Genomic DNA, 24,837 nt, shown 5'->3' with positions numbered 1-24,837 from the left:
AATAATTCACTCCGCTTTAACCTTCACGCCCATCAACACAATCACCATCGCCGTTACCAGCAGGAAACCGCTTCCGGCAAAGACGCCGCTGGCGCCGTTGAGGTCAAATACCGCCCCGCCCACGGCCGCACCGGCGCTGATTGCCAGCTGGATAGAGGCCACCAGCAAACCACCTGCGCTTTCGGCTTCATCTGGCACCGTCGTGGCAAGCCAGGTTGACCAGCCCACCGGAACCAGACCAAACGCAAAGCCCCACATCGCCACCAGTAATCCATCCAGTATCGCCAGATGACCAAACGCCACCATGGTGAGTGCCAGCACGCCCATGGCGAACGGTACCAGCGCCAGCGTCAGGCGCAGATTACGCGCCAGCAGATGTCCGGCTACGGAGGTACCGATAAAGTTGGCAATCCCAAAGCCCAGCAGGATCAGCGAGATGCTCTCCACGCTTGCCTGCCCCACCGTTTCAAGGAACGGACGCAGATAGGTAAAGAAGGCAAAATGACCGCTGAAGATCAGAATGGTCGCCAGCATTCCACCGATCATTCCCGGACGACGCAGCACGCGGAACAGTGTGCCCAGGCTGCCGCTGCTCTCCGGCTTCATTGACGGCAGTACCCAGAGCTGCCACAGCAACGCCAGCATGCTCGGCAGAATGCAGAGGATAAAGACGTTACGCCAGCCAATCAGGCTGCCAAGATAGCTGCCCAGCGGGGCCGCGACCACCGTGGCGATCGACACGCTGGAGAAGATCACCGCCAGCGCTTTCGGCACTTTATCGGCAGGCACCAGACGCATCGCCGTGGCGGTCGACATCGCCCAGAATCCCCCGATGGCAATCCCTAACAGCAGGCGTCCCATCAGCAGTACGTGCAGCGTGGGTGCAAAAGCCACCAGCAGGCTGGAGACGATTTGCAGCACCGAGAAAAACATCAGTACCCAGCGACGGTCGATACTTTTGGTCGCCGGGGTGATCAGCAATCCGGTGACCAGCGCGACCAGCGCGGTGGCGGTCACCGCCTGCCCAGCCATCCCCTCCGTTACGCCCAGGCTTGCGGCCATGGGCGTTAACAAACTGGCGGGCAGGAACTCCGCCGTGATCAAACCAAACACCCCCAGTCCCAGTGAATAGACGGCCCGCCAGGCGGGTTTTGCAGGCACAACAGCCTCTCTCGCCGCGACACATGAACTCATCTGTTGATCTCCCGTTATGAAAATGTGACAACTGTCGCAAAAGGATAGAGTGTTCACCCTGGACGATCTATGACATATAATCTCCACTTATTGATTATTCGTCCGGAGTTTTGCCATGACCGCTCAGTCCCCCGATCTGATTAGCGAGCTGTTGCGCGGAATGCGCCTGTCGGGCGTGAAATACCGCCGCATTGAAGCCAGCGCGCCTTTCGGCGTGGCGTTCCACCAGGCACCGGGCAAAGCACAGTTTCATTTTGTCAGCCGCGGCAGCGCCCTGCTGCGTATGGAGAGTGGCGCAACGTTCACCTTAAGCGGCGGCGATGCCCTTTTTATTCCGAACGGTAATGCGCACGCCCTGCTGTCTGACGAGAAAGCAACCATCACGCCGGTTAGCGCGTTTCCCAGCGAGCCTATCTGCGGCTCGGTCTGCGCCATCACCTGCGAACCCTGCCCGGACAGCGAGAACACCGTGATTTTCAGCGGATGCATGGACTTTGAACTGGGCGGAATGCAGCCGCTAATTAAAGCGATGCCGGAGGTGATGATGGTGAGCCGGTTGATGTCCACCTGGCCGGAGATCCACCCGCTGCTGGCGGCGATGGAGCGCGAATCCATGACGCGTCAGGCCGGATTCGCCGGGATCCTCGCACGGCTGGCGGACGTGGTGGCGGCGCTAATCGTGCGGGGCTGGGTTGAAGGAGGCTGCGGAAAAGCCACCGGCTGGGTGCAGGTACTGCGTGACCCGCGTCTGAGCCGGGCCATTTACGCCATGCACCAGCAGCCAGGTCTGAACTGGAGCGTGGCGGATCTGGCAAAAGAGGCTGGCACCTCCCGCTCGGTGTTTGCGGAACGTTTTCTCGCCGCGACGGGCACCACCCCGGCGAAATACCTCAGCGAATTGAGGATGCGCCTGGCCATTCAGTACATTCGCCATGAAAATCAGCCTATTGAAACGGTCGCGCTGCGCCTGGGGTACGGATCCCTTGCGGCGTTTAGCCGGGCGTTCAAGCGAATTATCGGCCATGCGCCGGGCACGCTGCGGGAGACCAGCCAGACCCCGGAAGAGGCCTGACTGGCGCAGGACATCAGAAGTAGTATTTGAAGCGCACGCGCCCGCCATAGCGATCGTCGTTACGGTCATCGCCGTCATTCGGATGTGCTTCAACCCACGAAGCATACGCGCCAAGATAGATATTGAAATTCTTCATCTTCATGACGTTCGGGATCAGGTACGACGCATGTATGGTGTGAATATCATAATCACCGGGATCGGTCACCCAGCAGTCGCCATCACAATCCGCATTAAAGTTGGCGGTGTTGAAATTATCGATCTGGTTATGCGCGTAGATATAGCCCAGCTCAACATTGCGCCATAAGGCATTCACGCCCGCGGTGAAATCCGTCTCGTCGGTAGCATCCATGTAGGCGGTATTCAGGTTCGCCACGATACCGTCATCCGGATCGGTTTTTTGCCCGTTCCAGGTCATGGTAAAGCCATAGCCGGTGCGGTCAGACTGGTCGACCCATCTTCCGGACGCATCGTGGTAGCCGTAGGCATTGTTGACGAGGTTGCTCTCCATCGCGATGGCGGTCGAGAAGTTTCCTTCCTGCCAGGCAATCACCGGACGGACGTAGGCGACGTTTTTATCGTTATCCAGGTCCATGCCATGATACTGCTGGTCAACAAACAGCGAGCTGCCGTCTTCCAGCAGCGTGTTAACCTCGAGATACCAGTTGCCCAGGGTTTTACTCAGCAGGAAGTTACCGCCGCTGTCGCTACGCCCCCGCCCCTCTTTCATCATATAGATATAGCCGTAACCATCGCCGTAGAGATCGTTAGCGGTGTTGCCGGAATATTCAACGAAGGTATCCTGGTTTAGCGGGAACATGTCATAGGCTTCAAAGCGGCCAACTTTTACCTTCCAGTCGTTTTCCGTGCCAAAGAAGAAGACCGCGTCATCCAGGTTCATTTTGCCCGTTAAGTCCGCCAGCGGCTGTACGGAGAAACCGGCAAAATTGCCGTTTTCCATTCGCTTATAGCCGTCAAACCCCAGCAGCAAACGCCCGTTAATATCCCAGCGTTCATGGTTACCGGGTGCCCAGTCTTTATTGGCTGTCGTTTTCATGGACGTTAAACTGCCGGTCTTGCTGGCCGCATCCATATTAAATTCAACGTCACCATAAAATTTAATATCACCGTAGCCGGATAACGTAAGCTTAGGTGCCGTTTGCGCTGTCGCAGGCTCTGTGGATTCAACCACCACAGGATTTGCAGCTACCACGGGATGCTGCTGTTGCTCAAGAACCTGAATTTGTGCTTCTGCCTTTGCAGCCCTTGTTTCGGCCTTTTCGAGGCGCGCCTCCAGTTGCGCCAGTTTATCTTCCAGACGTTGGGTATCATTTGCTGCCATTGCTGCGGTAGAACAAAACGCACTGACGAGCAGTGCAAGGTATTTCACTTTCATCGACTCCATCCTCGTGAGTTAATCATTATTTCCTGACGGACACAGAGAACCTCACCGATAATTCAAATGAATTATCGGCTTACTGCTTCAACTATTAAGAGTTAGCGAATTCGCCTTTGTTTAAATCACTCACCACGCCATTCATGACGTTTTCAGTTAATTTATAAAATTTGATCGAGAATGCGGTGAGTAAATAAAAGAGTGAAGGGATTAACGTGAACAATAAAATAACGCCCTGAATGGCGGATTCTGACTGTACGGTACTGTTCGACTGGTAATTAAACCAGGCCAGCACCCAACCCAGAATAGCACCACCGACGGCGACACCCAACTTAATCACGAAAATATTGGCCGCAACATTCATACCTGTAATACGACGTTGGGTTTTCCATTCACCGTAATTATTTGCATCAGTGATCATTGACCACTGCAACGCGCCGTTACCGCCCTGGACAATCTGAATGAGCACATGGGCAATCAGTGGAATGACCCAGAACTCCAGCGGCAGCCAGAAGCAGGCCACGCCTAACGCAGCATTGAGAATATTGATCCAGAACGAGAGTTTAACCTTGCAAAAACGGGTCCCGAACGGCTGCGCCAGAACCGAACCAAACATCGAGGCCAGCATCCCACCCAACATAAAGAACGAGATGACGTCAGCCCCCTTGTTGAGAACAGTGTTCACGTAATAGACCACTGCACCACCGCGGATCACCACCGCCACCAGCATCATAAAGTTGTAGATCGAGAGAATGCGCCACTGATCGTTACGAAAGAGGATTTTAACGTCCCGGGCAATGTTCAGATTCTCCTCTTTGATCGGCTGGACGCGCTCTTTGGTGGTGACAAAACAAATGATAAACATCACGCAGCCGATTGCGCCAAAAAGCGCCATCGCCACCTGGATGCCGGTCGCCCTGTCGCCGGGGTAGAGATAGTCCGCCAGGGGCAGAATCAACGCGGTGCCGAGCGCCCCGCCAATTGGCGTAATGGCAAAGCGCCAGGACTGCAACGAGAGGTTTTCACGCGGATCGGACGTTAGCGCCGCCCCCAAAGAACAATACGGGATATTTATGGCTGTATACATCAGGGTCATAAATATATACGCGCCAACGGCATAATAAATTTTCCCGGTTTCAGAAAAATCAGGTATGGAATATACCAGCACGCAGCTCACCGCAAAAGGAACGCATATCGCCAGCAGCCAGGGACGAAAACGTCCCCAGCGTGTGGATGTTGCATCGGCAATCGCTCCCATAACGGGGTCGGTAATGGCATCTAATAAGCGGACCAAAAGAAACATGGTTCCCATTACGGCCGGGGGTAAGCCATAAATATCCGTATAGTAATACGCCAGAATGGCGACCGAAGAGTCAAAAACAATATGACTCGCGGCATCTCCAAGGCTGTAGCCTATTTTTTCCCGGACCGGAATTTTTTCACTCACTGACATCACGTTACTCCTTATTGATGAAACCGGTTTCTGCTTTGGCAATAATTTCGCCTGAGCGCAACGAGGCGATCCATTATGTTTTTTCACCATGAAGTTATGTTTTTTGCTTTATGTGATCGGGATAATTAAAAGAAAGCCTTTATCCGGAAAATTATGCGTAACGGATCGCAATTTATTTTCTCGCCTACAGCCATTCACAATATCAATATTTCAGCCGCGCCACCGGGGCATTAAACGCAACGGTAAATTGTCTGGATTTGTGCAAAGTGCGATGTTCGACACGCGAAGCGCGGAATATTCGACTAAGGTTTTCTGGTGAATGATTACAGCGTGACCGCTGCTCAGCGAAATAAGGAGAAGCACCGATGATAACACCTCAAAAGCTGCGCCCTCGCCTCTTACCTCTGGTTCTGGGCAGTGCGCTGCTCGCGGTTGCCGCGACAGGCAACGCGGAAGAGATGAACTCTGGCCAGACAAATTCACCGGATATCTTGCTCGGCCCTCTCTTCAACGATGTCCAGAGCGCCAAACTCTTCCCCGATCAAAAAACCTTTGCCGATGCCGTACCGAAAAGCGATCCCCTGACGATCCTGGCCGACTACCGCATGCAGCGTCGTCAGTCCGGGTTTGATTTACGCCATTTTGTTGATATGAACTTCACGCTTCCCGCGGAAGGGGAAAAATATGTTCCTCCTGCGGGGCAGAGCCTGCGTGAGCATATTGACGGGCTGTGGCCTGTGCTGACGCGTACCACCGATAAAGCCAGTAACAAATGGGATTCACTCCTGCCCTTACCAAAATCCTACGTTGTGCCGGGCGGGCGTTTCCGCGAGGTCTACTACTGGGACAGCTATTTCACCATGTTAGGGCTGGCGGAAAGCGGCCACTGGGACAAAATCAGCGATATGGTGGACAACTTTGCCTACGAACTGGATACATGGGGGCACATTCCGAACGGCAACCGCAGTTACTATCTGAGCCGCTCCCAGCCGCCATTTTTCTCGCTGATGGTGGAACTGCTGGCCACGCACGACAGCGAGGCGCTGAAGAAATACCGTCCGCAGATGGAAAAGGAGTACGCCTACTGGATGGAGGGCGCAGATGCGCTGCAGGCCGGAGAGGCCAACAAACGCGTGGTGAAGCTGGAGGATGGCTCGCTGCTCAACCGCTACTGGGATGACCGCGACACGCCGCGTCCGGAGTCGTGGCTTGACGATATCACCACCGCCAAAAGCAACCCTAACCGCCCGGCAACCGAAATCTACCGCGATTTGCGCTCTGCGGCGGCCTCAGGCTGGGACTTCAGTTCCCGCTGGATGGACGATCCGCAAAAGCTGGGCACCATCCGCACCACCAGTATTGTGCCGGTGGATCTGAACGCCCTGATGTTCAAGATGGAAAAACTGCTCGCCCGGGCAAGCCAGGAGAGCGGCGATGCCGCCAGCGCGAGCAAATATGAAGCCCTGGCCACGGCGCGCCAGAAGGCGATGGAGAAGTATCTGTGGAACGATAAAGAGGGATGGTATGCGGATTACGACCTGAAGAGTAAGAAGGTGCGTAATCAGCTCACGGCTGCAGCCCTCTTCCCGCTGTATGTGAAGGCCGCGGCACAGGATCGCGCGGATAAAGTGGCTGTAGCGACGTCCTCACGTCTGCTGAAACCGGGCGGCATCACCACCACCACCGTGAACAGCGGCCAGCAGTGGGACGCCCCCAATGGCTGGGCGCCATTGCAGTGGGTAGCAACGGAAGGGTTGCAGAATTATGGACAGGACAAGGTCGCGATGGATGTCACCTGGCGCTTCCTGAAAAATGTTCAGCATACCTACGATCGCGAGCAGAAACTGGTGGAGAAATATGATGTCTCCTCCACCGGTACGGGCGGCGGCGGCGGTGAGTATCCGCTACAGGATGGATTCGGCTGGAGCAACGGCGTGACGCTGAAGATGCTGGATCTGGTCTGTCCGAAAGAGAAACCGTGTGACAGCGTGCCGCAGAATCAGCCTGCGGCGAATGATGAGGCTGCGCCGGTGAAAAGTACGGCGCAGTAAGTGAACAATGCCGGGGGGCGCTAACGCCTACCCGGCCTGCATTCCCTGCGGGAGAGGGAAACGATAATCAGAAGCTGTAGCTCGCCCCCAACTGATACGTCCGGTCACGCCCAATCCAGCAGTTTGTCGCGTCGTAGCAGGTCAGCGTCTCTTTGTTGGTGATGTTTTGCGCGCTGGCTTTCAGCGTTAATCCCTCCAGCGACGGCAGGATTTCCCCCATACGATAGGAGGCCGCCAGATCGTACTGCATGGTGCCGCCCAGTTTGCCCGCATCGTTGTTCGGTGAAATTTCCATGGGTCCGGTGTAGCGCGCCCCTGCCCCCAGCATCAGCCCTCTCAGCGGCGTGTTGTCAAAGGTGTAATCCCCCCACAGGTTGAACGCGTTCTCCGGCACCTGCGTTGGCCGTTTGCCCTGGTATTTGTCATCTTCGGTATTGATCAGATGGGTGTAGGCATAGTTGGCAATCAGGGTCACGTTATCCGCTGGGCGGCTGACGATTGAGAGCTCAGCCCCTTTAGATTCCACTTCTCCGGTCTGGCTGTAATTCAGGAAGCCCGGATCGGAGGTGACGACATTTTTCTGACGGATATTAAATACCGAGGCGGTAAAGGTTGTGGCGTAATCCGCCAGCAGGTATTTGACCCCGCCTTCCACCTGCTTGCTGGTGGTTGGCTTCACATCTTTAGCCGTGAGCGTACCCTGCGGCGACACCGGGGCAAACCCTTCGGAGTAGCTGATGAACGGTGACAGCCCATTCTCAAACGCGTAAAGCGCGCCCAGACGTTTGGTCACGCGGTCCTGCGAGACCCACGCCTTGTCGCCATTCTGCATATAGTTGGTGGTTACCGAGCGGTAATCGTCATAACGCAGGCTGGCCAGCAGATTTAAACCGCCAAACTCCACCTGATCCTGCAGGTAATAGCCGTTTTGCTGATAGCTCAGACGATTTTTCTGCCCCGTATACAACCCGAGATCGCGTTCATTGATCTGCGAATAGTCAGGATTTCGCATATCGATGCCAGGCGTTGTTGAGGCATAACGGTAGTAGAAGTGAGAGTCCATCTTTTGATAGTCAAACCCGGCCAACAGGTGGTGTTTCCACTCTCCCAGCGCCACGGTTTTGGTTACCTGGTTATCGATGTTGAAGCTCTTCAGATCTTCATCCGTGGTGTAAGCAAACCGGTTAAGCTGGTAGACCGCGCTCCCCGTCCCCGTGGCATAAACGCTGCGCTGGTGGGTGTCGACATCAAAGTACCGTGCCTTCTGGTTAAAGCCCCAGCCACTGTCAAACTCATGTTCAAAGCTGTAGCCGAGCATCCACTGACGCTGTTTGAAACCGCTCCACTCATCCCCGGCATAATCCCGGCGGTCGGCATATTTCGAGCGCAGATATGCAAGCGGCAACGGGTTGGATGGAGACAGGCTCGGGGAGTTTTGCGCCAGTGCATCAACCGTAAGGCGCGTTTTGCTGTCCGGCTCCCATGTCACGGACGGGGCAACCAGATAATTTTCATAGCGCGTGGTATGGGGCTGATCGTCATTTTCCGTGGCTTTGCCCAGCAGTCGGTAGTTCCAGTCGCTGTCGGCAATTTGTCCGGTCGAGTCGAGATAACCCTCCTTCAGATTGCGATTGCCGGTGTTGAAACCCAACTCGGTATGGGCGGTTTTTTGTGGCTTTTTACCCTGAATATTCACCAGCCCCCCCGGGGAGCCACCGCCGTAGAGCACAGAAGATGGCCCTTTGAGGATATCAACGCTTTCAATCAGCAGTGGATCGATGCGCGCTTTGGTATTTCCGGTGACGTTATACGGCAGTTGCAGTCCGTTGTAGAACTCCTGGTCAACGGAAAAACCACGGATTTTATATTCGCTCATGTAGGTGGTATTGCCACGCAGCTCTGTCGAAACGCCCGGAACATAGCGCAGGATTTCGTTCACGGAGTTGGCATGGCGTTGCGCGATCTGCTGCGCAGAGACGGTATCGATCACCTGCGGCGTTTTACTTTCGGCAACGGCCGATTTGGTTGCGCTGTTTGTCCATGCGGGGAGAACGCTACCCTGCTCAGAACCGGTGACAAGAATGGTGGATTCTTCAGCAAATGCCTGTGCCTGTAATGCCAGCGTCACGGCTCCTGCCAACGCGCATACTGCAAAACGTGAGGTGTTCATAATGTCGTCTTGTGATTATATGTAACTAGGAACGACAATTATTATCATTTCGATTAGCAAATCAATATCACGACAAAAAAAACGGCCCTGTCGCGAGAGCCGTTTTATGTCATCTATGCCCGTCGGAGCAACCTGAATATGCCCAGGACAACAATGGCGCCCACCACAGCCACAAGGAAACTGTGCAGGTCGAATCCACTGATGTCGCCCCCAAAGCCAAACATGGTCGCCAGCCAGCCGCCGACAACCGCACCAACAACCCCAAGAACACAGGTCAATATAAAGCCGCCGCCATCATTTCCCGGCATGATGAGTTTAGCGATAGCCCCGGCAATAAGACCAAAGATGATCCACGCGATAATACCCATAGCGATGCCCTCTTGCAGGTTTAACGCATGCGCAGAAAACCCTCCGCGCAGGTAACGTAAGTATAGGTCATCACGGTAAAACCGATTTCATCTCACCGACTTAACTTCTCTGTACTGCGAAAAAAACTCACCGGTTTGTATTAAGTTTCGTTTCACGCTGCCGATAACGCAGAGACAGTCTGTCATTTATCAAGGAGCCATCCGGCGTGAGTAATTACAGTGAGCAGTTCCTGAAGCAAAATCCGCTGGCTGTATTAGGGGTATTGCGCGACCTGCAAAAAGGCGAGGTGCCGCTGCGCATCAGCTGGTCAAACAATCAGTTCATCAGCAAGATCCTGGATGCTTCTGCAGAGAGGCTGGTCATTGACCTGGGCAGCCAGGAGCATGAAAACCGCGCCGCGCTGCGGGCGGAGAAAATCTCGGTGATGGCAGAAACGCACGGCGCAAAAGTGGAATTTGTCCTGCCGCGCCTGGAGTTGAGCGAATACGGTGGTCTTCCGGCGTTTGTCACCCCGCTGCCGGCCAACCTCTGGTTTGTTCAGCGCCGTGAATATTTTCGTATCAGTGCCCCGCTTCATCCTGCCTATTTTGGTAAGGCCAAAATGCCGGACAAAAAAGAGATCCGCTTTCGCCTTTTTGACCTCTCCCTGGGCGGCATGGGTGCGCTGATGGATACGCCAAAGCCTGACGGACTGGTAGAAGGCATGCGATTTACCCAAATCGAACTGGATATGGGAGGCTGGGGGCGTTTTTACTTTGATGCGCAGCTGATCGCCATCAGCGAGCGTAAGGTGGTCGACAGCAAAAATGAAACGATCGTCACGCCGCGTCTGAGCTTCCGCTTCCTGAACGTCGGGCCGAGCGCAGAGCGTGAACTGCAGCGGATTATCTATTCTCTGGAGCGAGAGGCGCGGGAGCGGGCGAATAAAGTGTTGTGACAGGAGCCGGGCAGCACACAGGCCGCCCGACAACGGCATTACATGGCATCCATTGCTTTCTGAACTTTCCAGATATAACGCGGAGCCTGTGGTGCCGGATGATTTTTCACCACGTGTTCAAAGAACTCGTCTTTGTCCATGTCGTTGATCTCTTCTATCGCCTCTTTACGGTCCGATGAGAACGTCCTGAGCAGCGCACCCGCACCGTTCACGTAAGAGACCACCAGCGCATACTGCATCACTTCAGGATCCTCGATTCCCTTCAGCACGCCGTGTTCCAGAATGCTCAAATAGGCCGTGCCCATGGAGATGTTGCGTTCCGGGTTTTTCAGCTCGCTGGTTGACGGCTGACCACGCCAGCCCATATAGCGGTAGACCTCTCTCCCTGCGGTTGAGGCCTTAAGCTGCATCAGCCCCACGGCGTTAGATTTGCTGACAAGCGTTGGGTTACCGCCGGATTCCACGGCAATGATCGCCGTGATCAGTCGCGGGCTGACGCCCCAGACCTTGCCTGCCTGTTCACTGATCGGCATCCACTGCATGGCCCGTTTTACTGGCACTTCCGGGTTCCATGCCGGGTTTTGATAGTCATGTTTTGAACTACAGCCAGCCAGCAACACAATCAAAAAAGCAAACCATCTCAATTTCACGTCATCTATCCTTATAGCCGGTCATCGCCCTTGAAGCAGGCAACGTATAAGCGGCATGATATAGACAATTAGATTCTCATTCAGCAAGGAATTGCCATGTCTCAGTTTCATCTTATCGCGCCGTCCGGGTACTGCATCAACCAGGAGGCGGCACAGCGGGGCGTTGAGCGCTTACTGGAACTCGGTTACCCGGTAGAAAATCAGACAATTATCCCCCGCCGCCAGCAGCGTTTTGCCGGTACGGAAGCGCAAAGGCTGAATGATATCAACAGCCTGGTGAACCTGCAGGGTGAGAACAATATCGTGCTGGCGGTGCGCGGCGGCTATGGTGCGAGCCGGTTGCTGGAGAGTATTGACTGGCAAGGGCTGGCAAAGCGTCAGCAGCAGGATCCGCTGCTTATCTGCGGCCACAGCGACTTTACCGTAATCCAGCTGGGGTTGCTCGCGCTGCATAACGTGGTGACCTTCAGCGGCCCGATGCTGGCCGGAAATTTCGGGGCACCCGAGCTTGATCCATTTACGGTGGAACACTTCTGGCGCGCCCTGAAAAACCCGACCTACAGCGTTGAGTGGCAGGGCAACGGGCCGCACTGGTCGTGTGAAGGACAACTCTGGGGCGGAAATCTGGCAATGCTGGTGTCGCTCATCGGGACGCCATGGCTGCCGCAAATTGACGGCGGCATTCTGGTGCTGGAAGATATCAATGAACATCCGTTCCGCGTCGAGCGCATGTTATTGCAGCTGTATTACGCCGGTATTCTGGAACGTCAATCCGCGGTTATTCTTGGCAGTTTTACCGGTGCCGCGCCGAATGACTATGACGCAGGATACTCGCTGGAAACGATGGTCGATTTCATCCGCTCACGCCTTGATATTCCTGTTATTACCGGGCTGGACTTCGGCCACGAGCAGCAAACCGTCACCCTGGCGTTAGGCGCGCAGGCCATCCTGAAGCATGATGAAACGGGCAGTCGGTTAACGATTGGGGGTCATCCGGTCTTAAAGGCATAAAAAAGCCGTTTATCCCCCTCAATAAACCGCTGTTTCCGTCGTTAATATGTTAGGGTTTTAGTAACAGCATTAACATTGAGGTGGGAGTAAGACAACATTGGATGCCACAGCGATAATCAGTCTTTTCATTCTGGGTTCTGTGCTCGTAACCTGTAGTATTTTATTAAGTTCATTTTCATCGCGTCTCGGCATACCTATTCTTGTTATTTTCCTTGCCATCGGCATGCTGGCGGGTGTCGATGGTATCGGCGGTATTCCTTTCGATAACTACCCTTTCGCTTACATGATCAGTAACCTTGCGCTGGCGGTGATCCTGCTCGACGGCGGGATGCGCACCCAGGCGAGCTCATTTCGCGTGGCGCTGGGGCCCGCCCTGTCGCTGGCGACGGTCGGGGTGTTAATTACCTCCGGTCTGACCGGCATGATGGCGGCGTGGCTGTTCCATCTCGATCTGATGGAAGGTTTACTGATTGGCGCGATTGTCGGCTCAACCGACGCGGCGGCGGTGTTTTCCCTGCTGGGGGGCAAAGGGTTGAACGAACGCGTCGGGTCCACGCTTGAGATTGAATCCGGCAGTAACGATCCGATGGCAGTATTTCTCACCATCACGCTGATAGAGATGATCCAGCAGCATGAAACGGGCTTAAGCTGGATGTTTGTCCTGCATATCCTGCAGCAGTTCGGCCTGGGGATTGCGCTCGGCCTGGCCGGGGGTTACCTGCTTCAGCAGACGATCAACCGGATATCGCTGCCTTCGGGGCTCTACCCGCTGCTTGCCCTGAGCGGCGGCATTCTGATTTTTGCCGTCACCACTGCGCTGAACGGCAGCGGGATCCTCGCGGTTTATCTCTGCGGCTTCCTGCTGGGCAATCGCCCTATTCGCAACCGTCACGCCATTTTGCAGAACTTCGACGGGCTGGCCTGGCTGGCGCAAATCGGGATGTTCCTCGTGCTGGGCCTGCTGGTGACGCCGTCAGACCTGCTGCCGATTGCCGTTCCGGCGCTGATTTTATCGGCGTGGATGATCTTCTTCGCACGCCCTCTGTCGGTGTTTGCCGGTCTGCTGCCGTTTCGCGGCTTCAACCTGCGCGAACGGGTCTTTATCAGCTGGGTGGGGCTGCGCGGCGCGGTGCCCATTATCCTGGCTGTCTTCCCGATGATGGCCGGACTGGATAACGCGCGGCTGTTCTTTAACGTCGCCTTCTTCGTGGTGCTGATCTCGCTGCTGTTCCAGGGAACCTCGCTCGGGTGGGCAGCGAAAAAAGCCAAAGTGGTGGTTCCTCCTGTGGGCTGGCCGGTTTCCCGCGTGGGGCTGGATATTCACCCGGAAAACCCGTGGGAACAGTTTGTTTACCAGCTCAGCGCCGATAAATGGTGCGTGGGGGCATCGCTGCGCGATTTGCACATGCCTGCGGAAACGCGAATTGCCGCCCTGTTCCGCGATAATGTCCTGCTGCACCCAACCGGCAGCACCCGGCTACGCGAAGGCGATATTCTGTGTGTGATTGGCCGCGAGCGGGACCTGCCCGCCCTGGGTAAACTGTTCAGCCAGTCGCCTCCGGTGGCGCTGGATCAGCGTTTCTTCGGCGATTTTATTCTGGAAGCCAGCGCCAGGTTTGCGGATGTGGCCCTGATTTATGGGCTGGATGAAGGTGCTGAAGGCGACGATAACCAGCAAACGCTGGGCGAAATTATCCAGCAGCGCCTTGGTGCGGCCCCGGTTGTGGGTGACCAGGTGGAGTTTGCCGGGATGATCTGGACCGTAGCAGAGAAAGAAGATAACGCAGTGCGGAAAGTCGGTTTGCGGCCGATGGAAGAGGACGTGGAGTAGTGGTTTTTTGCCGGGTGGCGCTGACGCTTACCCGGCACACAGACACGTTACACCGTCACAACCGGCACTCTTGGGGCTAGCGCGCACATCAGTTCATACCCTACCGTCCCCGCCGCGGCAGCCACGTCATCAATTTTGACTTCGTTACCCCACAGCTCGACCGGGGAACCAATGCCCGCCTGCGGACATGGCGTGAGATCAACGGCCAGCATATCCATGGAGACGGTACCCACCGTTCCCGTACGCACCCCGTCTACCCAGACTGGCGTACCGCTCGGCGCGATACGCGGGTAGCCGTCAGCATAACCGCCCGCCACAATACCAATCCGTTGCTCGCCCGTCGCCCGGTAACGGCTGCCGTAGCCCACCGTATCGCCGGCCTTCAGCGTCTGTACACCGATGATTTCGCTGCGCAGGGTCATCACCGGCTTAAGGCCGCTGTTGGCGATATCCTGCCACTGGCCTGAGGGAGAGGCGCCATAAAGGACAATGCCCGGGCGTACCCAGTTATAATGCGCCTCAGGATGCCACAGTGTGGCCGCTGAGTTGGAGAGCGAACGTGGGCAATCCAGCCCTTCTGCTGCCTGCTCAATGCGCACCATCGCATCGGCAATACCGTCCGGTTTTTCCGCATCGGCAAAATGCGCCATCAGCGTCATTTCGCCCACGTTCTTCAGGGCGCGCAGCTGTTGCCATACCGTATGGACCCGCTCAGGCTGGAAGCCCAGGCGGTTCATACCGCTATTCACCTTGAGATAAATATCCAGCGGTGCATGCAGTTTTGCATCCTGAATCGCTTTAATTTGCCAGTTGCTGTGAACGCTGGTGGTCAGCCGGTACTTATCCAGCAGCGGCAGATCGTCGGCGTGGAAGAACCCCTCAAGCAACAGAATGGGCCCTTTCCAGCCGCGCTCGCGCAGCAGAATGGCCTCTTCCAGATTCAGTAACGCAAAACCATCGGTGGCGCTGAGCGCACTCCAGATACGATCGATACCGTGGCCGTAGGCATTGGCTTTCACCACCGACCAGACGCGTGAACCTGGCGCCGCCCGGCGAACAATTTGCAGATTATCCTTCAGGGCCTGCAAATCGAGCTGAGCCAGAACAGGACGGGACATGACAACTCCTTAGTTATGCGCGCCGTGCAGGTGCTGTGGACGCGAAGGGGTAAACCCCGATTGATAGCGTGCGGCACTTAAATCGTCAAACGGAATTGCCGGCGTGCGCCCGGATATCAAATCGCTAAGCAGCTGGCCAGAGCCGCAGGCCATTGTCCAGCCAAGCGTACCGTGGCCGGTATTGGTCCACAGGTTTTTGAACGGCGTACGGCCAACAATTGGCGTGCCGTCTGGCGTCATTGGACGCAGCCCGGTCCAGAAGGTTGCCTGCTCGACAAAACCGCCACGCGGGAACAGGTCGCCCACCACCATCTCCAGCGTTTCACGGCGCGGCTTCAGCAGCTCGGTGTTAAAGCCGACAATCTCCGCCATCCCGCCAACGCGGATGCGGTTATCAAAGCGGGTAATGGCGATTTTGTAGGTTTCATCCAGAATGGTGGAAACTGGCGCCCCGCTGTCCTCTTTTACCGGAATGGTCAGGGAGTAGCCCTTCAGCGGGTAAACCGGAATGTCGAGAATGCCCTTCAGCATCGCGGTGGAATAGGAGCCAAACGCCATGACGTAGGCATCCGCTTTAATGACTTCATCGCCACACTTCACGCCGTAGATACTGCCGCCTTCTGACAGCAGTTTGTCGACCGCGGTATTAAAGCGGAATTTCACCCCCGCCTGCTCGCACATCTGCGCGAGACGCTGCGTAAACAGCTGGCAGTCGCCGGTTTCATCATTCGGCAAACGCAGGCCGCCCGTCAGCTTGTGCGACACTTCTGCCAGCGCCGGTTCAACCTGCCCAAGCTGGCTGGCTTCGAGCAGTTGATACGGTACGCCCGCATCTTCCAGCACGGCAATATCACGGGTGGCGTTTTCATACTGTTGCGCCGTACGGAACAGCTGCAGCGTGCCGCCCTGGCGACCTTCGTACTCAATACCGGTGGAGCCGCGCAGTGCTTTCAGGCAGTCACGGCTGTATTCCGCCAGACGCACCATCCGACCTTTATTTTCCATGTAGTGCCGGGTGTCGCAGTTGCGCAGCATCTGCCACATCCACTTCAGCTGGAACTGGGTGCCGTCGAGGCTGATAGCCAGCGGCGCATGGCGCTGGAACATCCACTTAATTGCCTTCAGCGGAACGCCGGGTGCCGCCCACGGCGCGGCATAGCCCGGAGAGATCTGTCCGGCGTTCGCCGCACTGGTTTCCAGCGCAGGCCCTGACTCGCGATCGATAACGGTCACGTCATGTCCCGCCTGACTTAAATACCAGGCGCTGGTTACGCCAACGACACCACTTCCCAGTATGACAACACGCATAGCCACTCCATATGTGCAAAAGAACAATCTTCTAATTACAGATTGATAACCTAGTTGAAAATATTATTCAACATACGACTTTTTTATGGTGACTTACCTCACACATCCCCCAGCATCAGGGGATGAGGCGAATTTGGGATCTCCTGCTGCGCGTTATTTTTAACCAGTATAAAATTCTGTGAAGACCGCTTTTTTTGCCGCATCAAAAACGGGAAATCGCAAAGAAAAAATTTCTGCTCCAGCACGCTTTTTAACACGGTGATCTATGCTTATCAGGAGGCTCTCCAGACAGAGAGAGCTCCCACAACGAGGGCGCGCTAATGGCTACTATTGATTCCCTGAATAAGGACAGCACACGTCTGAGCGATGGACCCGACTGGACCTTCGAGTTGCTGGATGTCTATCTCGCCGAAATCGATCGGGTGGCAAAACTGTATCGTCTGGATACTTATCCCCATCAGATTGAAGTCATTACGTCCGAGCAGATGATGGACGCCTACTCCAGCGTCGGGATGCCGATCAATTATCCGCACTGGTCGTTTGGTAAAAAATTCATTGAAACGGAGCGCTTATATAAACACGGCCAGCAGGGGCTGGCGTATGAAATCGTGATCAACTCCAATCCGTGTATCGCCTATCTGATGGAAGAGAACACCATTACCATGCAGGCGCTGGTGATGGCGCATGCCTGCTACGGGCATAACTCGTTCTTCAAGAATAACTACCTGTTCCGCAGCTGGACGGATGCCAGCTCGATTGTCGATTACCTGATCTTCGCGCGTAAGTACATTACCGACTGCGAAGAGCGCTACGGCGTGGACGAAGTGGAGAAACTGCTCGACTCCTGTCACGCGCTGATGAACTACGGCGTTGATCGTTACAAACGTCCACAGAAAATCTCCCTTCAGGAGGAGAAAGCGCGGCAGAAAAGCCGCGAAGAGTATCTGCAAAGCCAGGTGAATATGCTGTGGCGCACCCTGCCGAAACGTGAAGAAGAGAAAGCGGTTGCCGAAGCGCGTCGCTACCCGTCTGAGCCGCAGGAAAACCTGCTCTATTTTATGGAGAAAAACGCGCCGCTGCTGGAGCCGTGGCAGCGTGAGATCCTGCGCATCGTGCGTAAGGTCAGCCAGTATTTCTATCCGCAGAAACAGACCCAGGTGATGAACGAAGGCTGGGCCACCTTCTGGCATTACACCATCCTTAACCATCTGTACGATGAAGGGAAAGTCACCGAGCGGTTCATGATGGAGTTCCTGCACAGCCATACAAACGTGGTGTTCCAGCCGCCTTACAACAGCCCGTGGTATAGCGGCATTAACCCGTACGCGCTCGGCTTTGCGATGTTCCAGGACATTAAACGCATCTGCCAGTCGCCAACGGAAGAAGATAAATACTGGTTCCCGGATATCGCCGGCTCTGACTGGCTGGAAACGCTGCATTTCGCGATGCGTGACTTTAAGGATGAGAGCTTCATCAGCCAGTTTATGTCGCCGAAGATCATGCGTGATTTCCGCTTCTTCACCGTGCTGGATGACGACCGCAATAACTACCTGGAGATTTCGGCGATCCATAACGAGGAAGGCTACCGTGAGATCCGCTCTCGCCTCTCCTCCCAGTACAACCTGAGCAACCTTGAACCCAACATTCAGGTATGGAACGTGGATTTACGCGGCGATCGCTCCCTGACACTGCGCTATATTCCGCACAACCGGGCGCCGCTGGATAAAGGACGCAAAGAGGTGCTGAAGCATGTGCATCGCCTGTGGGGCTTTGATGTGCTGCTTGAGCAGCAGAATGAAGATGGCAGCGTGGAGCTGCTGGAACGTTGCCCGGCGCGGTTGAATACATTGTAATGGTTTTTGCCGGGTTTTGTAGGCCCGGTAAGCGAAGCGCCACCGGGCGAAAAAAAACCTCTCACTTGAGAGGTTTTTTATTTCAGCGGCCCTGAATGGCTAAATCACCCGGCAGTGTTTTCTGCATCCGATGCCAGATTTCACCGGAATCGTGGCCGTAGCGGCGCACCGTTTCATACACCTGATCGTGCAGGCCTTCAGTACAGAGCTTGCTGAGCTTATGGTAGAAGCCCAGCGCCAGGCTGCGCGCCTCGGGGTTGGCAAAGTAGTGGCGACCGATACGGGTATACAGCCCTTTCATGCCGTTCAGGATCAGACCGTACACCGGGTTACCGGAGGCAAACGCCAGTCCGCGGAAAACGTTGTAATCGAGCGTGGCAAAGGCATCCGCGTGATCTTCCACTTCGTTCGCGCTGGCAAGCACCTGCAGCGCGTCTTCCGGATGCTGACGAAAAGCGGTACGAATAAAGATTGTCGCAATGTTGGTACGCACCGAGAGCAGATTATCGATCAGCTGTGGCACGCTTTCGTGATCGAGGCGCGCCAGCGTTTCAAGAATGTTCAGCCCGGAAGTTTCCCAGAAGTTGTTTACTTTCGTTGGCTTACCGTGCTGGATCGTCAACCAGCCATCGCGCGCCAGTCGCTGGAGCACTTCACGCAGCGTGGTGCGAGTGACGCCAATCAGTTCAGAGAGTTCGCGTTCAGCCGGAAGAATGGATCCCGCAGGGAAGCGATTATTCCAGATGCTTTCAATGATGTACTCTTCCGCGAAACCCGCCGGGCTCTGCGCCTTAATGACCATAGTGAGATTTCCATTACACAGCTTTTGCAAATTGCACTCATCATACCAGAGGCATGCAGTGGCAGGTAGCGCGTGAAAGAGAGAAAAGAGGGATCGCTGTTTTATTTTCGTGAAATTTACAATACACGCTTATCCGCCTCTGCCCCGCGTTTTTTGCGTATACTGATGTTTTGTTTTACCTGACGGGGAAGGACGTCTGTTGTGGAAATTTCTTTTGGGCGCGCGCTGTGGCGCAATTTTTTTAGGCCAGTCTCCTGACTGGTACAAACTGATACTTCTGGTTTTCCTGATTGTTAATCCCATTATTTTTAGTATCACTCCGTTCGTCGCCGGGTGGCTGCTGGTGGCGGAGTTTATCTTCACCCTGGCCATGGCGCTGAAATGTTATCCCCTGCTGCCGGGTGGTTTGCTGGCTTTTGAAGCCGTGGTTATCGGTATGACGAGCGCAGAGCATGTCAAAGCCGAGCTGGCATCCAACCTTGAAGTGCTTCTGCTACTGATCTTCATGGTGGCCGGTATCTACTTTATGAAACAGCTGCTGCTGTTTATCTTCACCCGCCTGTTGCTCAGCATTCCGTCTAAAACGATGCTGTCGCTGGCGTTCTGCCTTGCTGCCGCATTTCTTTCGGCCTTCCTGGATGCACTAACCGTCGTGGCGGTGGTCATCAGCGTTGCCGTCGGGTTTTACGGCATTTATCACCGCGTGGCATCGTCCCGTCCGGGCGAGGATTTGCAGGACGACAGCCACGTCGAGGCGCATAACCGTGAGGTGCTGGAACAGTTCCGCGCGTTTCTGCGCAGCCTGATGATGCACGCGGGCGTCGGTACCGCATTAGGTGGCGTGATGACCATGGTTGGTGAACCGCAAAACCTGATCATCGCCAAAGCGGCTGAGTGGCATTTCGGCGAGTTTTTCCTGCGCATGGCCCCGGTCAGCCTGCCCGTGTTCGTCTGCGGGTTAGCGACCTGTATCCTGGTCGAGAAATTCAACGTTTTCGGCTACGGTGCGCAGTTGCCTGAGCCAGTTCGCAAAGAGCTGCATAAATTTGACGAGCAGAACCGTACGCAGCGCACGCGCCAGGAGACGCTGCGTCTGATTGCGCAGGGGATCATCGGTCTCTGGCTTATCGTCGCGCTGGCTTTCCATCTTGCCGAAGTCGGGCTGATTGGTCTTTCGGTTATTATTCTTGCGACGACTTTTAGCGGGGTAACGGATGAACATGCTATCGGTAAAGCCTTTACCGAAGCCCTGCCGTTTACCGCGCTGCTGGCGGTCTTCTTTGCGGTGGTGGCGGTGATTATCGACCAACACCTGTTCGCCCCGATTATTACTTTTGTACTGCAGGCGGCGCCCGACGCGCAGCTGTCGCTCTTCTATCTCTTCAACGGCCTGCTGTCGTCCATCTCCGATAACGTTTTTGTCGGCACGGTCTACATCAATGAAGCCAAAGCGGCGATGGAAGAAGGCATTATCAACGCCGGGCAGTTCGAGCTGCTGGCGGTTGCCATTAATACCGGCACCAACCTGCCGTCGGTGGCGACGCCAAACGGACAGGCCGCTTTCCTGTTCCTGCTGACCTCGGCCCTCGCGCCACTCATACGTCTTTCTTATGGAAAGATGGTCTGGATGGCGCTGCCCTATACGCTGGTGCTCACCATTGTGGGATTGCTTTGCGTCAAAATTACCCTCATTCCCTGTACGCAATGGCTGATACAAGCGGGTATACTTGCGGCGCATTAAAATTCGTTTACACTGCGCTTTCTAAGCATGTTCCAGGGAAATGATTATGTTGAGATTTTTAAACCAGTGCTCCCGCGGTCGCGGAGCATGGTTGTTAATGGCCCTGACCGCCTTTGCGCTGGAAATGGTCGCGCTGTGGTTCCAGCATGTGATGGGACTCAAACCCTGCGTGCTCTGTATCTACGAGCGCTGCGCGCTGTTCGGCGTCATGGGTGCGGGTCTGTTGGGTGCAATTGCACCAAAAACACCGCTCCGCTACGTCGCTATCGCGGTCTGGCTGTACAGCGCCTGGAAAGGGATTGAGCTTTCCTGGCAGCACACTATGATGCAACTGCACCCGTCGCCGTTCATGACCTGTGATTTCGCAGCCCGCTTCCCGAGCTGGTTGCCGCTGGATAAATGGCTGCCGCAGGTGTTTGTCGCCTCCGGTGACTGCTCTGTACGTCAGTGGGAATTCCTGTCGCTGGAGATGCCGCAGTGGCTGGTGGGCATTTTTGTGGCCTACTTCGTGGTCGCGCTGCTGGTGCTAATTGCTCAGCCGTTTAAGCCGAAGAAGCGCGATCTGTTCGGAAGGTGAAAGCAAAACGGCAACGATAGTTGCCGTTTTTAGTTTTTGCGCCCTCTCCCGTGGGAGAGGGTTGGGGTGAGGGCATCAGGCCGCACCCCAATAAAAACCCGCCTCGGCGGGTTTTTATTTATCACCGGGTCGGGTGATTCATAATGTGGTCTTCCCAGTCCCGCACCTCGGACTCTTTCACCGCGATGTGGCGCACCGAAATACGCTCGCCGTGCATGGCCGCTTTAGAGCCAGTCAGCAAGGGGTGCCATGTCGGCAGATCCTTCCCTTCCGCCAGCAGGCGATACGCGCAGGTATGCGGCAGCCATTCAAACGTCGGCAGGTTCTCACGGGTGAGCTTAATGCAGTCCGGCTCGAACTCGAAGCGGCGCTCGTAGTTGCGACACTGGCAGGTTTTGATGTTTAACTGCTTACAGGCAACGTTGGTGAAATAGATTTCATCAGTGTCTTCATCCATGAGCTTATGCAGGCAGCACTGCCCGCAGCCGTCACATAACGACTCCCACTCCACGTCTGTCATTTCGTCGAGAGTTTTGCGTTGCCAGAAAGGGATGTCGTTCATCAGAATGTCCACACGTCAAAAGAAAGCGCACCTTATAACGAGTCTGGCACGTTGATGCAAGTTTTGCCGCCCTGAGGGGCGGCAAAATGCGTTTACAGCACGCGGGTTTTCAGTGACAGGCCGTTAAAGCTCACGTCCAGTTCGTCTCCACCTTTAAGAGGGCCGACACCTTCTGGCGTACCGGTCAGGATCACATCACCCGGCTTAAGGGTAAAGAAGCGGCTCATATAGGCAATCAGCGGCACGATCTTATGGATCATATCTGCCGTGGTGCCCTGCTGGCGGATCTCACCGTTCACTTTCAGGCTGAGGGACGTGTTCTGTGGATCGCCGGTAAATTCGCCGACCGGAACAAAACCCGAGATCGGGCAGGCATTATCAAAGCCTTTGGCTTTTTCCCACGGCTGCCCTGCTTTCTTCAGCTTGCCCTGTACCTCACGCAGCGTCAGATCCAGCGCCACGCCGTAACCGGCGATAGCTTTTTGCACATGCTCTTCGGAGGCCTGGCGTAGCGTCGCGCCAATCAGCACCGCCAGCTCCACTTCATGATGCACTGAACCCAGTCCCTGCGGCAGTGCCAGCGGCTGGCGGATATCGCAAAGCGCGGTTTCCGGCTTAATGAACAGCACCGGCTCTTCTGGCGTCGCGCTGCCCATTTCCTGAATGTGTTTGGCATAGTTGCTGCCCACGCAAACCACTTTGCTGACGGGATAATCCAGTAATGCACCTTGCCAGTTATGATGTTGATACATGGTCGACCCCTAAACGGTTGATGTGTTATGCCCGAAAACAGGTGAGGCTATTTTTTACCGGTCGCCTCAAGATGCTGTTTTAATAAATTCTCGGGAGGTGGCGGAAGCTGTAAATAATAGCCTTGCTCCGTTAAGGCCGTTTTAACTTTTTCCAGATCGGCGTTAACCAGTTTCTTACGACCGTCGAGCGGCAGCAGCATCGCCAGCTGAGGTCGGCCAAAGCTCTTCATTAATTCTTCTGGCACGCGGGAAAAATCGTCTTTCTTTTCGACATAAAGATAGGTCTGGTCGCGGCTTGTACTTCTGTAGATCACACAAAACATGTTTTTACTCTGAATTCATAGGTGGTTGCTTGCCTCAATATACTCCTGACTATAACATGCCTGATACTCTTCGGAATATCGCAGCGAGTGGTTGCGGTTAATAGCAAATTGAGTAAGGCCAGGATGTCAAACACGCCCATCGAGCTTAAAGGCAGTAGCTTCACCTTATCAGTGGTACATTTGCATGATGCAAAACCCGAGGTTATTCGTCAGGCGTTAGAAGACAAAATCGCTCAGGCTCCCGCCTTTCTGAAACACGCCCCTGTTGTTATCAATGTCAGCGGTCTGGAATCCCCGGTTAACTGGAAACAACTCCAGCAGGCCGTCTCCTCTACCGGTCTGCGCATTGTGGGCATCAGTGGCTGTAAAGATACTGAGCTGAAAGCGGAAATCGACCGTGCGGGACTGCCTCTTCTGAACGAAGGCAAAGAAAAAGCCCTACGTGCGGCCCCCGTTGCCGTTGAAACGCCCCCACCTGCGGTACAAAACGTTACCGCCCTCACAAAAACGCGAATGATTGATGTGCCGGTTCGTTCCGGACAGCGCATTTATGCACCAAACTGTGATCTAATTGTTACAAGCCACGTCAGCGCTGGCGCTGAGCTGATTGCAGATGGCAATATTCACGTTTACGGTATGATGCGTGGGCGTGCACTCGCCGGGGCGAGTGGCGATCGGGACGCACAAATATTTTGTACTCACCTGACTGCGGAACTGGTGTCCATCGCAGGTGAATATTGGCTGAGCGACAAGATCCCAGCCGAATTTTATGGCAAAGCGGCTCGTCTGCGACTGGCAGACGACGCGTTGACCGTTCAACCGTTGAATTGATCCCTTTTTAACAAGGAATTTCTATGGCACGCATTATTGTTGTTACTTCGGGTAAAGGAGGCGTTGGCAAGACCACCTCCAGCGCGGCCATCGCTACTGGTTTGGCCCAGAAGGGAAAGAAAACCGTCGTTATCGATTTCGATATCGGTCTGCGTAACCTCGACCTGATTATGGGTTGTGAACGTCGCGTCGTGTATGACTTCGTAAACGTGATTCAGGGCGATGCCACCCTTAACCAGGCGCTGATTAAAGACAAGCGCACCGAGAACCTTTATATCCTCCCGGCCTCTCAGACGCGTGACAAAGACGCCCTGACCCGCGAAGGGGTTGAAAAGGTGCTCGATGAGCTGAAAAAAATGGAGTTCGACTTCATTGTCTGTGACTCCCCTGCCGGTATCGAAACCGGTGCCCTGATGGCGCTCTACTTCGCTGATGAAGCGATCATCACCACGAACCCTGAAGTGTCATCCGTCCGTGACTCTGACCGCATTCTCGGGATCCTCGCATCCAAATCCCGCCGTGCGGAAAATGGCGAAGATCCGATTAAAGAGCACCTGCTGCTGACCCGCTATAACCCGGGCCGCGTAAACAAAGGTGACATGCTGAGCATGGAAGACGTGCTGGAGATCCTGCGCATTAAACTGGTGGGCGTCATCCCGGAAGACCAGTCCGTGCTGCGCGCCTCTAACCAGGGCGAGCCAGTGATCCTTGATACAACAGCAGATGCCGGTAAAGCGTATGCGGATACGGTTGACCGTCTGCTGGGAGAAGAACGTCCTTTCCGCTTCATTGAAGAAGAGAAGAAAGGTTTCCTCAAACGCCTGTTCGGAGGATAAGTT

General features: G+C 55.1%; 21 protein-coding genes and 1 pseudogene. 10 read left to right on the top strand and 12 right to left on the bottom strand.

Annotated features, from left to right (window positions below):
* Positions 1–6: 6 nt before the first annotated feature.
* Positions 7–1,194: an MFS transporter gene (locus ECL_RS07480; protein WP_013096167.1), complete on the bottom strand. Its 1,188-nt coding sequence runs from the start codon at positions 1,192–1,194 to the stop codon at positions 7–9.
* 115 nt (positions 1,195–1,309) lie between these two features.
* Here ECL_RS07480 and ECL_RS07475 point away from each other — a divergent pair, with 115 nt between their 5' ends.
* Complete coding sequence (locus ECL_RS07475; RefSeq protein ID WP_013096166.1) at positions 1,310–2,266, top strand: AraC family transcriptional regulator; 957 nt, start codon at positions 1,310–1,312, stop codon at positions 2,264–2,266.
* A gap of 13 nt (positions 2,267–2,279) precedes the next feature.
* Here the strand turns inward: ECL_RS07475 and ECL_RS07470 are convergent, their stop codons facing one another.
* Together ECL_RS07470 and ECL_RS07465 are read right to left on the bottom strand one after the other, a co-directional pair.
* Complete coding sequence (locus tag ECL_RS07470) at positions 2,280–3,659, bottom strand: carbohydrate porin (protein ID WP_013096165.1); 1,380 nt, start codon at positions 3,657–3,659, stop codon at positions 2,280–2,282.
* 94 nt (positions 3,660–3,753) lie between these two features.
* Positions 3,754–5,112: a glycoside-pentoside-hexuronide (GPH):cation symporter gene (locus tag ECL_RS07465; RefSeq protein ID WP_013096164.1), complete on the bottom strand. Its 1,359-nt coding sequence runs from the start codon at positions 5,110–5,112 to the stop codon at positions 3,754–3,756.
* Between the two features lie 365 nt (positions 5,113–5,477).
* On the opposite strand from ECL_RS07465, the gene ECL_RS07460 reads away from it, so the two are divergent.
* The gene (locus tag ECL_RS07460) at positions 5,478–7,163 is read left to right on the top strand and encodes an alpha,alpha-trehalase (protein ID WP_013096163.1); all 1,686 of its coding nucleotides are present in this window, start codon (positions 5,478–5,480) and stop codon (positions 7,161–7,163) included.
* A gap of 67 nt (positions 7,164–7,230) precedes the next feature.
* Here the strand turns inward: ECL_RS07460 and ECL_RS07455 are convergent, their stop codons facing one another.
* Positions 7,231–9,333, bottom strand: a complete 2,103-nt coding sequence (locus ECL_RS07455) for a TonB-dependent siderophore receptor (RefSeq protein ID WP_029882291.1) — start codon at positions 9,331–9,333, stop codon at positions 7,231–7,233.
* A 113-nt stretch (positions 9,334–9,446) separates the two neighbouring features.
* Positions 9,447–9,701, bottom strand: coding sequence for a GlsB/YeaQ/YmgE family stress response membrane protein (locus ECL_RS07450; protein ID WP_013096161.1), 255 nt, complete (start codon positions 9,699–9,701; stop codon positions 9,447–9,449).
* 206 nt (positions 9,702–9,907) lie between these two features.
* Here ECL_RS07450 and ycgR point away from each other — a divergent pair, with 206 nt between their 5' ends.
* Positions 9,908–10,639 carry a flagellar brake protein YcgR gene (ycgR, locus tag ECL_RS07445; protein ID WP_013096160.1) on the top strand — a complete coding sequence of 244 codons (732 nt, stop codon included), beginning with the start codon at positions 9,908–9,910 and terminating at the stop codon, positions 10,637–10,639.
* 38 nt (positions 10,640–10,677) lie between these two features.
* Here ycgR and emtA read toward each other — a convergent pair whose 3' ends face one another.
* Positions 10,678–11,289 (bottom strand): membrane-bound lytic murein transglycosylase EmtA, encoded by a 612-nt coding sequence (gene emtA / locus ECL_RS07440; RefSeq protein ID WP_013096159.1) that lies wholly within the window; start codon positions 11,287–11,289, stop codon positions 10,678–10,680.
* Positions 11,290–11,385: 96 nt separating this feature from the next.
* Here emtA and ldcA point away from each other — a divergent pair, with 96 nt between their 5' ends.
* Together ldcA and ECL_RS07430 are read left to right on the top strand one after the other, a co-directional pair.
* The gene (gene ldcA / locus ECL_RS07435) at positions 11,386–12,300 is read left to right on the top strand and encodes a muramoyltetrapeptide carboxypeptidase (protein ID WP_013096158.1); all 915 of its coding nucleotides are present in this window, start codon (positions 11,386–11,388) and stop codon (positions 12,298–12,300) included.
* 97 nt (positions 12,301–12,397) lie between these two features.
* The gene (locus ECL_RS07430; RefSeq protein ID WP_013096157.1) at positions 12,398–14,131 is read left to right on the top strand and encodes a potassium/proton antiporter; all 1,734 of its coding nucleotides are present in this window, start codon (positions 12,398–12,400) and stop codon (positions 14,129–14,131) included.
* 47 nt (positions 14,132–14,178) lie between these two features.
* Here the strand turns inward: ECL_RS07430 and dadX are convergent, their stop codons facing one another.
* Both dadX and ECL_RS07420 read right to left on the bottom strand, forming a co-directional pair.
* The gene (dadX, locus tag ECL_RS07425) at positions 14,179–15,249 is read right to left on the bottom strand and encodes a catabolic alanine racemase DadX (RefSeq protein ID WP_013096156.1); all 1,071 of its coding nucleotides are present in this window, start codon (positions 15,247–15,249) and stop codon (positions 14,179–14,181) included.
* A gap of 9 nt (positions 15,250–15,258) precedes the next feature.
* Complete coding sequence (locus ECL_RS07420) at positions 15,259–16,557, bottom strand: D-amino acid dehydrogenase (RefSeq protein WP_013096155.1); 1,299 nt, start codon at positions 16,555–16,557, stop codon at positions 15,259–15,261.
* A 320-nt stretch (positions 16,558–16,877) separates the two neighbouring features.
* Here ECL_RS07420 and ECL_RS07415 point away from each other — a divergent pair, with 320 nt between their 5' ends.
* Positions 16,878–18,410, top strand: a complete 1,533-nt coding sequence (locus ECL_RS07415) for a SpoVR family protein (protein ID WP_013096153.1) — start codon at positions 16,878–16,880, stop codon at positions 18,408–18,410.
* Between the two features lie 82 nt (positions 18,411–18,492).
* Here ECL_RS07415 and fadR read toward each other — a convergent pair whose 3' ends face one another.
* Positions 18,493–19,212, bottom strand: coding sequence for a fatty acid metabolism transcriptional regulator FadR (fadR, locus tag ECL_RS07410; RefSeq protein ID WP_013096152.1), 720 nt, complete (start codon positions 19,210–19,212; stop codon positions 18,493–18,495).
* A 201-nt stretch (positions 19,213–19,413) separates the two neighbouring features.
* Here fadR and nhaB point away from each other — a divergent pair.
* A pseudogene (gene nhaB, locus ECL_RS07405) lies at positions 19,414–20,953 on the top strand (Na(+)/H(+) antiporter NhaB).
* Between the two features lie 46 nt (positions 20,954–20,999).
* The gene (gene dsbB, locus ECL_RS07400; RefSeq protein WP_028028084.1) at positions 21,000–21,530 is read left to right on the top strand and encodes a disulfide bond formation protein DsbB; all 531 of its coding nucleotides are present in this window, start codon (positions 21,000–21,002) and stop codon (positions 21,528–21,530) included.
* Positions 21,531–21,651: 121 nt separating this feature from the next.
* On the opposite strand, the gene ECL_RS07395 is transcribed toward dsbB, so the two are convergent.
* The 3 genes from ECL_RS07395 to ECL_RS07385 form a co-directional block, all read right to left on the bottom strand.
* Positions 21,652–22,092, bottom strand: coding sequence for a YcgN family cysteine cluster protein (locus ECL_RS07395; RefSeq protein WP_014832353.1), 441 nt, complete (start codon positions 22,090–22,092; stop codon positions 21,652–21,654).
* Positions 22,093–22,184: 92 nt separating this feature from the next.
* A complete protein-coding gene (locus ECL_RS07390; RefSeq protein ID WP_013096147.1) occupies positions 22,185–22,844 on the bottom strand; it encodes a fumarylacetoacetate hydrolase family protein in 660 nt (219 codons plus the stop codon).
* Between the two features lie 47 nt (positions 22,845–22,891).
* Positions 22,892–23,167: a YcgL domain-containing protein gene (locus ECL_RS07385; protein WP_013096146.1), complete on the bottom strand. Its 276-nt coding sequence runs from the start codon at positions 23,165–23,167 to the stop codon at positions 22,892–22,894.
* Positions 23,168–23,290: 123 nt separating this feature from the next.
* Between ECL_RS07385 and minC the strand changes: the two genes are divergently transcribed.
* Together minC and minD are read left to right on the top strand one after the other, a co-directional pair.
* A complete protein-coding gene (minC, locus tag ECL_RS07380; RefSeq protein WP_013096145.1) occupies positions 23,291–23,998 on the top strand; it encodes a septum site-determining protein MinC in 708 nt (235 codons plus the stop codon).
* A gap of 23 nt (positions 23,999–24,021) precedes the next feature.
* The gene (gene minD, locus ECL_RS07375) at positions 24,022–24,834 is read left to right on the top strand and encodes a septum site-determining protein MinD (RefSeq protein WP_013096144.1); all 813 of its coding nucleotides are present in this window, start codon (positions 24,022–24,024) and stop codon (positions 24,832–24,834) included.
* Positions 24,835–24,837: the final 3 nt, after the last annotated feature.

The sequence above is a fragment of the Enterobacter cloacae subsp. cloacae ATCC 13047 genome, from assembly GCF_000025565.1.
Lineage (GTDB): Bacteria > Pseudomonadota > Gammaproteobacteria > Enterobacterales > Enterobacteriaceae > Enterobacter > Enterobacter cloacae.
Note: the sequence above shows the minus strand (reverse complement) of the source record. Positions and strands in the feature narration are given on the sequence as shown.

Bases quoted from the DNA above. Each gene is read 5' to 3' on its own strand.
- ECL_RS07460 (WP_013096163.1), top strand. From the start codon at position 5,478: ATGATAACACCTCAAAAGCTGCGCCCTCGCCTCTTACCTCTGGTTCTG.
- ECL_RS07465 (WP_013096164.1), bottom strand. From the start codon at position 5,112: ATGTCAGTGAGTGAAAAAATTCCGGTCCGGGAAAAAATAGGCTACAGC.
- ECL_RS07415 (WP_013096153.1), top strand. From the start codon at position 16,878: ATGGCTACTATTGATTCCCTGAATAAGGACAGCACACGTCTGAGCGAT.
- ldcA (WP_013096158.1), top strand. From the start codon at position 11,386: ATGTCTCAGTTTCATCTTATCGCGCCGTCCGGGTACTGCATCAACCAG.
- ECL_RS07450 (WP_013096161.1), bottom strand. From the start codon at position 9,701: ATGGGTATTATCGCGTGGATCATCTTTGGTCTTATTGCCGGGGCTATC.
- ECL_RS07420 (WP_013096155.1), bottom strand. From the start codon at position 16,557: ATGCGTGTTGTCATACTGGGAAGTGGTGTCGTTGGCGTAACCAGCGCC.
- dsbB (WP_028028084.1), top strand. From the start codon at position 21,000: ATGTTGAGATTTTTAAACCAGTGCTCCCGCGGTCGCGGAGCATGGTTG.
- ECL_RS07480 (WP_013096167.1), bottom strand. From the start codon at position 1,194: ATGAGTTCATGTGTCGCGGCGAGAGAGGCTGTTGTGCCTGCAAAACCC.
- ECL_RS07385 (WP_013096146.1), bottom strand. From the start codon at position 23,167: ATGTTTTGTGTGATCTACAGAAGTACAAGCCGCGACCAGACCTATCTT.
- minD (WP_013096144.1), top strand. From the start codon at position 24,022: ATGGCACGCATTATTGTTGTTACTTCGGGTAAAGGAGGCGTTGGCAAG.
- minC (WP_013096145.1), top strand. From the start codon at position 23,291: ATGTCAAACACGCCCATCGAGCTTAAAGGCAGTAGCTTCACCTTATCA.
- ECL_RS07475 (WP_013096166.1), top strand. From the start codon at position 1,310: ATGACCGCTCAGTCCCCCGATCTGATTAGCGAGCTGTTGCGCGGAATG.
- ECL_RS07395 (WP_014832353.1), bottom strand. From the start codon at position 22,092: ATGAACGACATCCCTTTCTGGCAACGCAAAACTCTCGACGAAATGACA.
- ECL_RS07390 (WP_013096147.1), bottom strand. From the start codon at position 22,844: ATGTATCAACATCATAACTGGCAAGGTGCATTACTGGATTATCCCGTC.
- dadX (WP_013096156.1), bottom strand. From the start codon at position 15,249: ATGTCCCGTCCTGTTCTGGCTCAGCTCGATTTGCAGGCCCTGAAGGAT.
- ECL_RS07470 (WP_013096165.1), bottom strand. From the start codon at position 3,659: ATGAAAGTGAAATACCTTGCACTGCTCGTCAGTGCGTTTTGTTCTACC.
- ECL_RS07455 (WP_029882291.1), bottom strand. From the start codon at position 9,333: ATGAACACCTCACGTTTTGCAGTATGCGCGTTGGCAGGAGCCGTGACG.
- fadR (WP_013096152.1), bottom strand. From the start codon at position 19,212: ATGGTCATTAAGGCGCAGAGCCCGGCGGGTTTCGCGGAAGAGTACATC.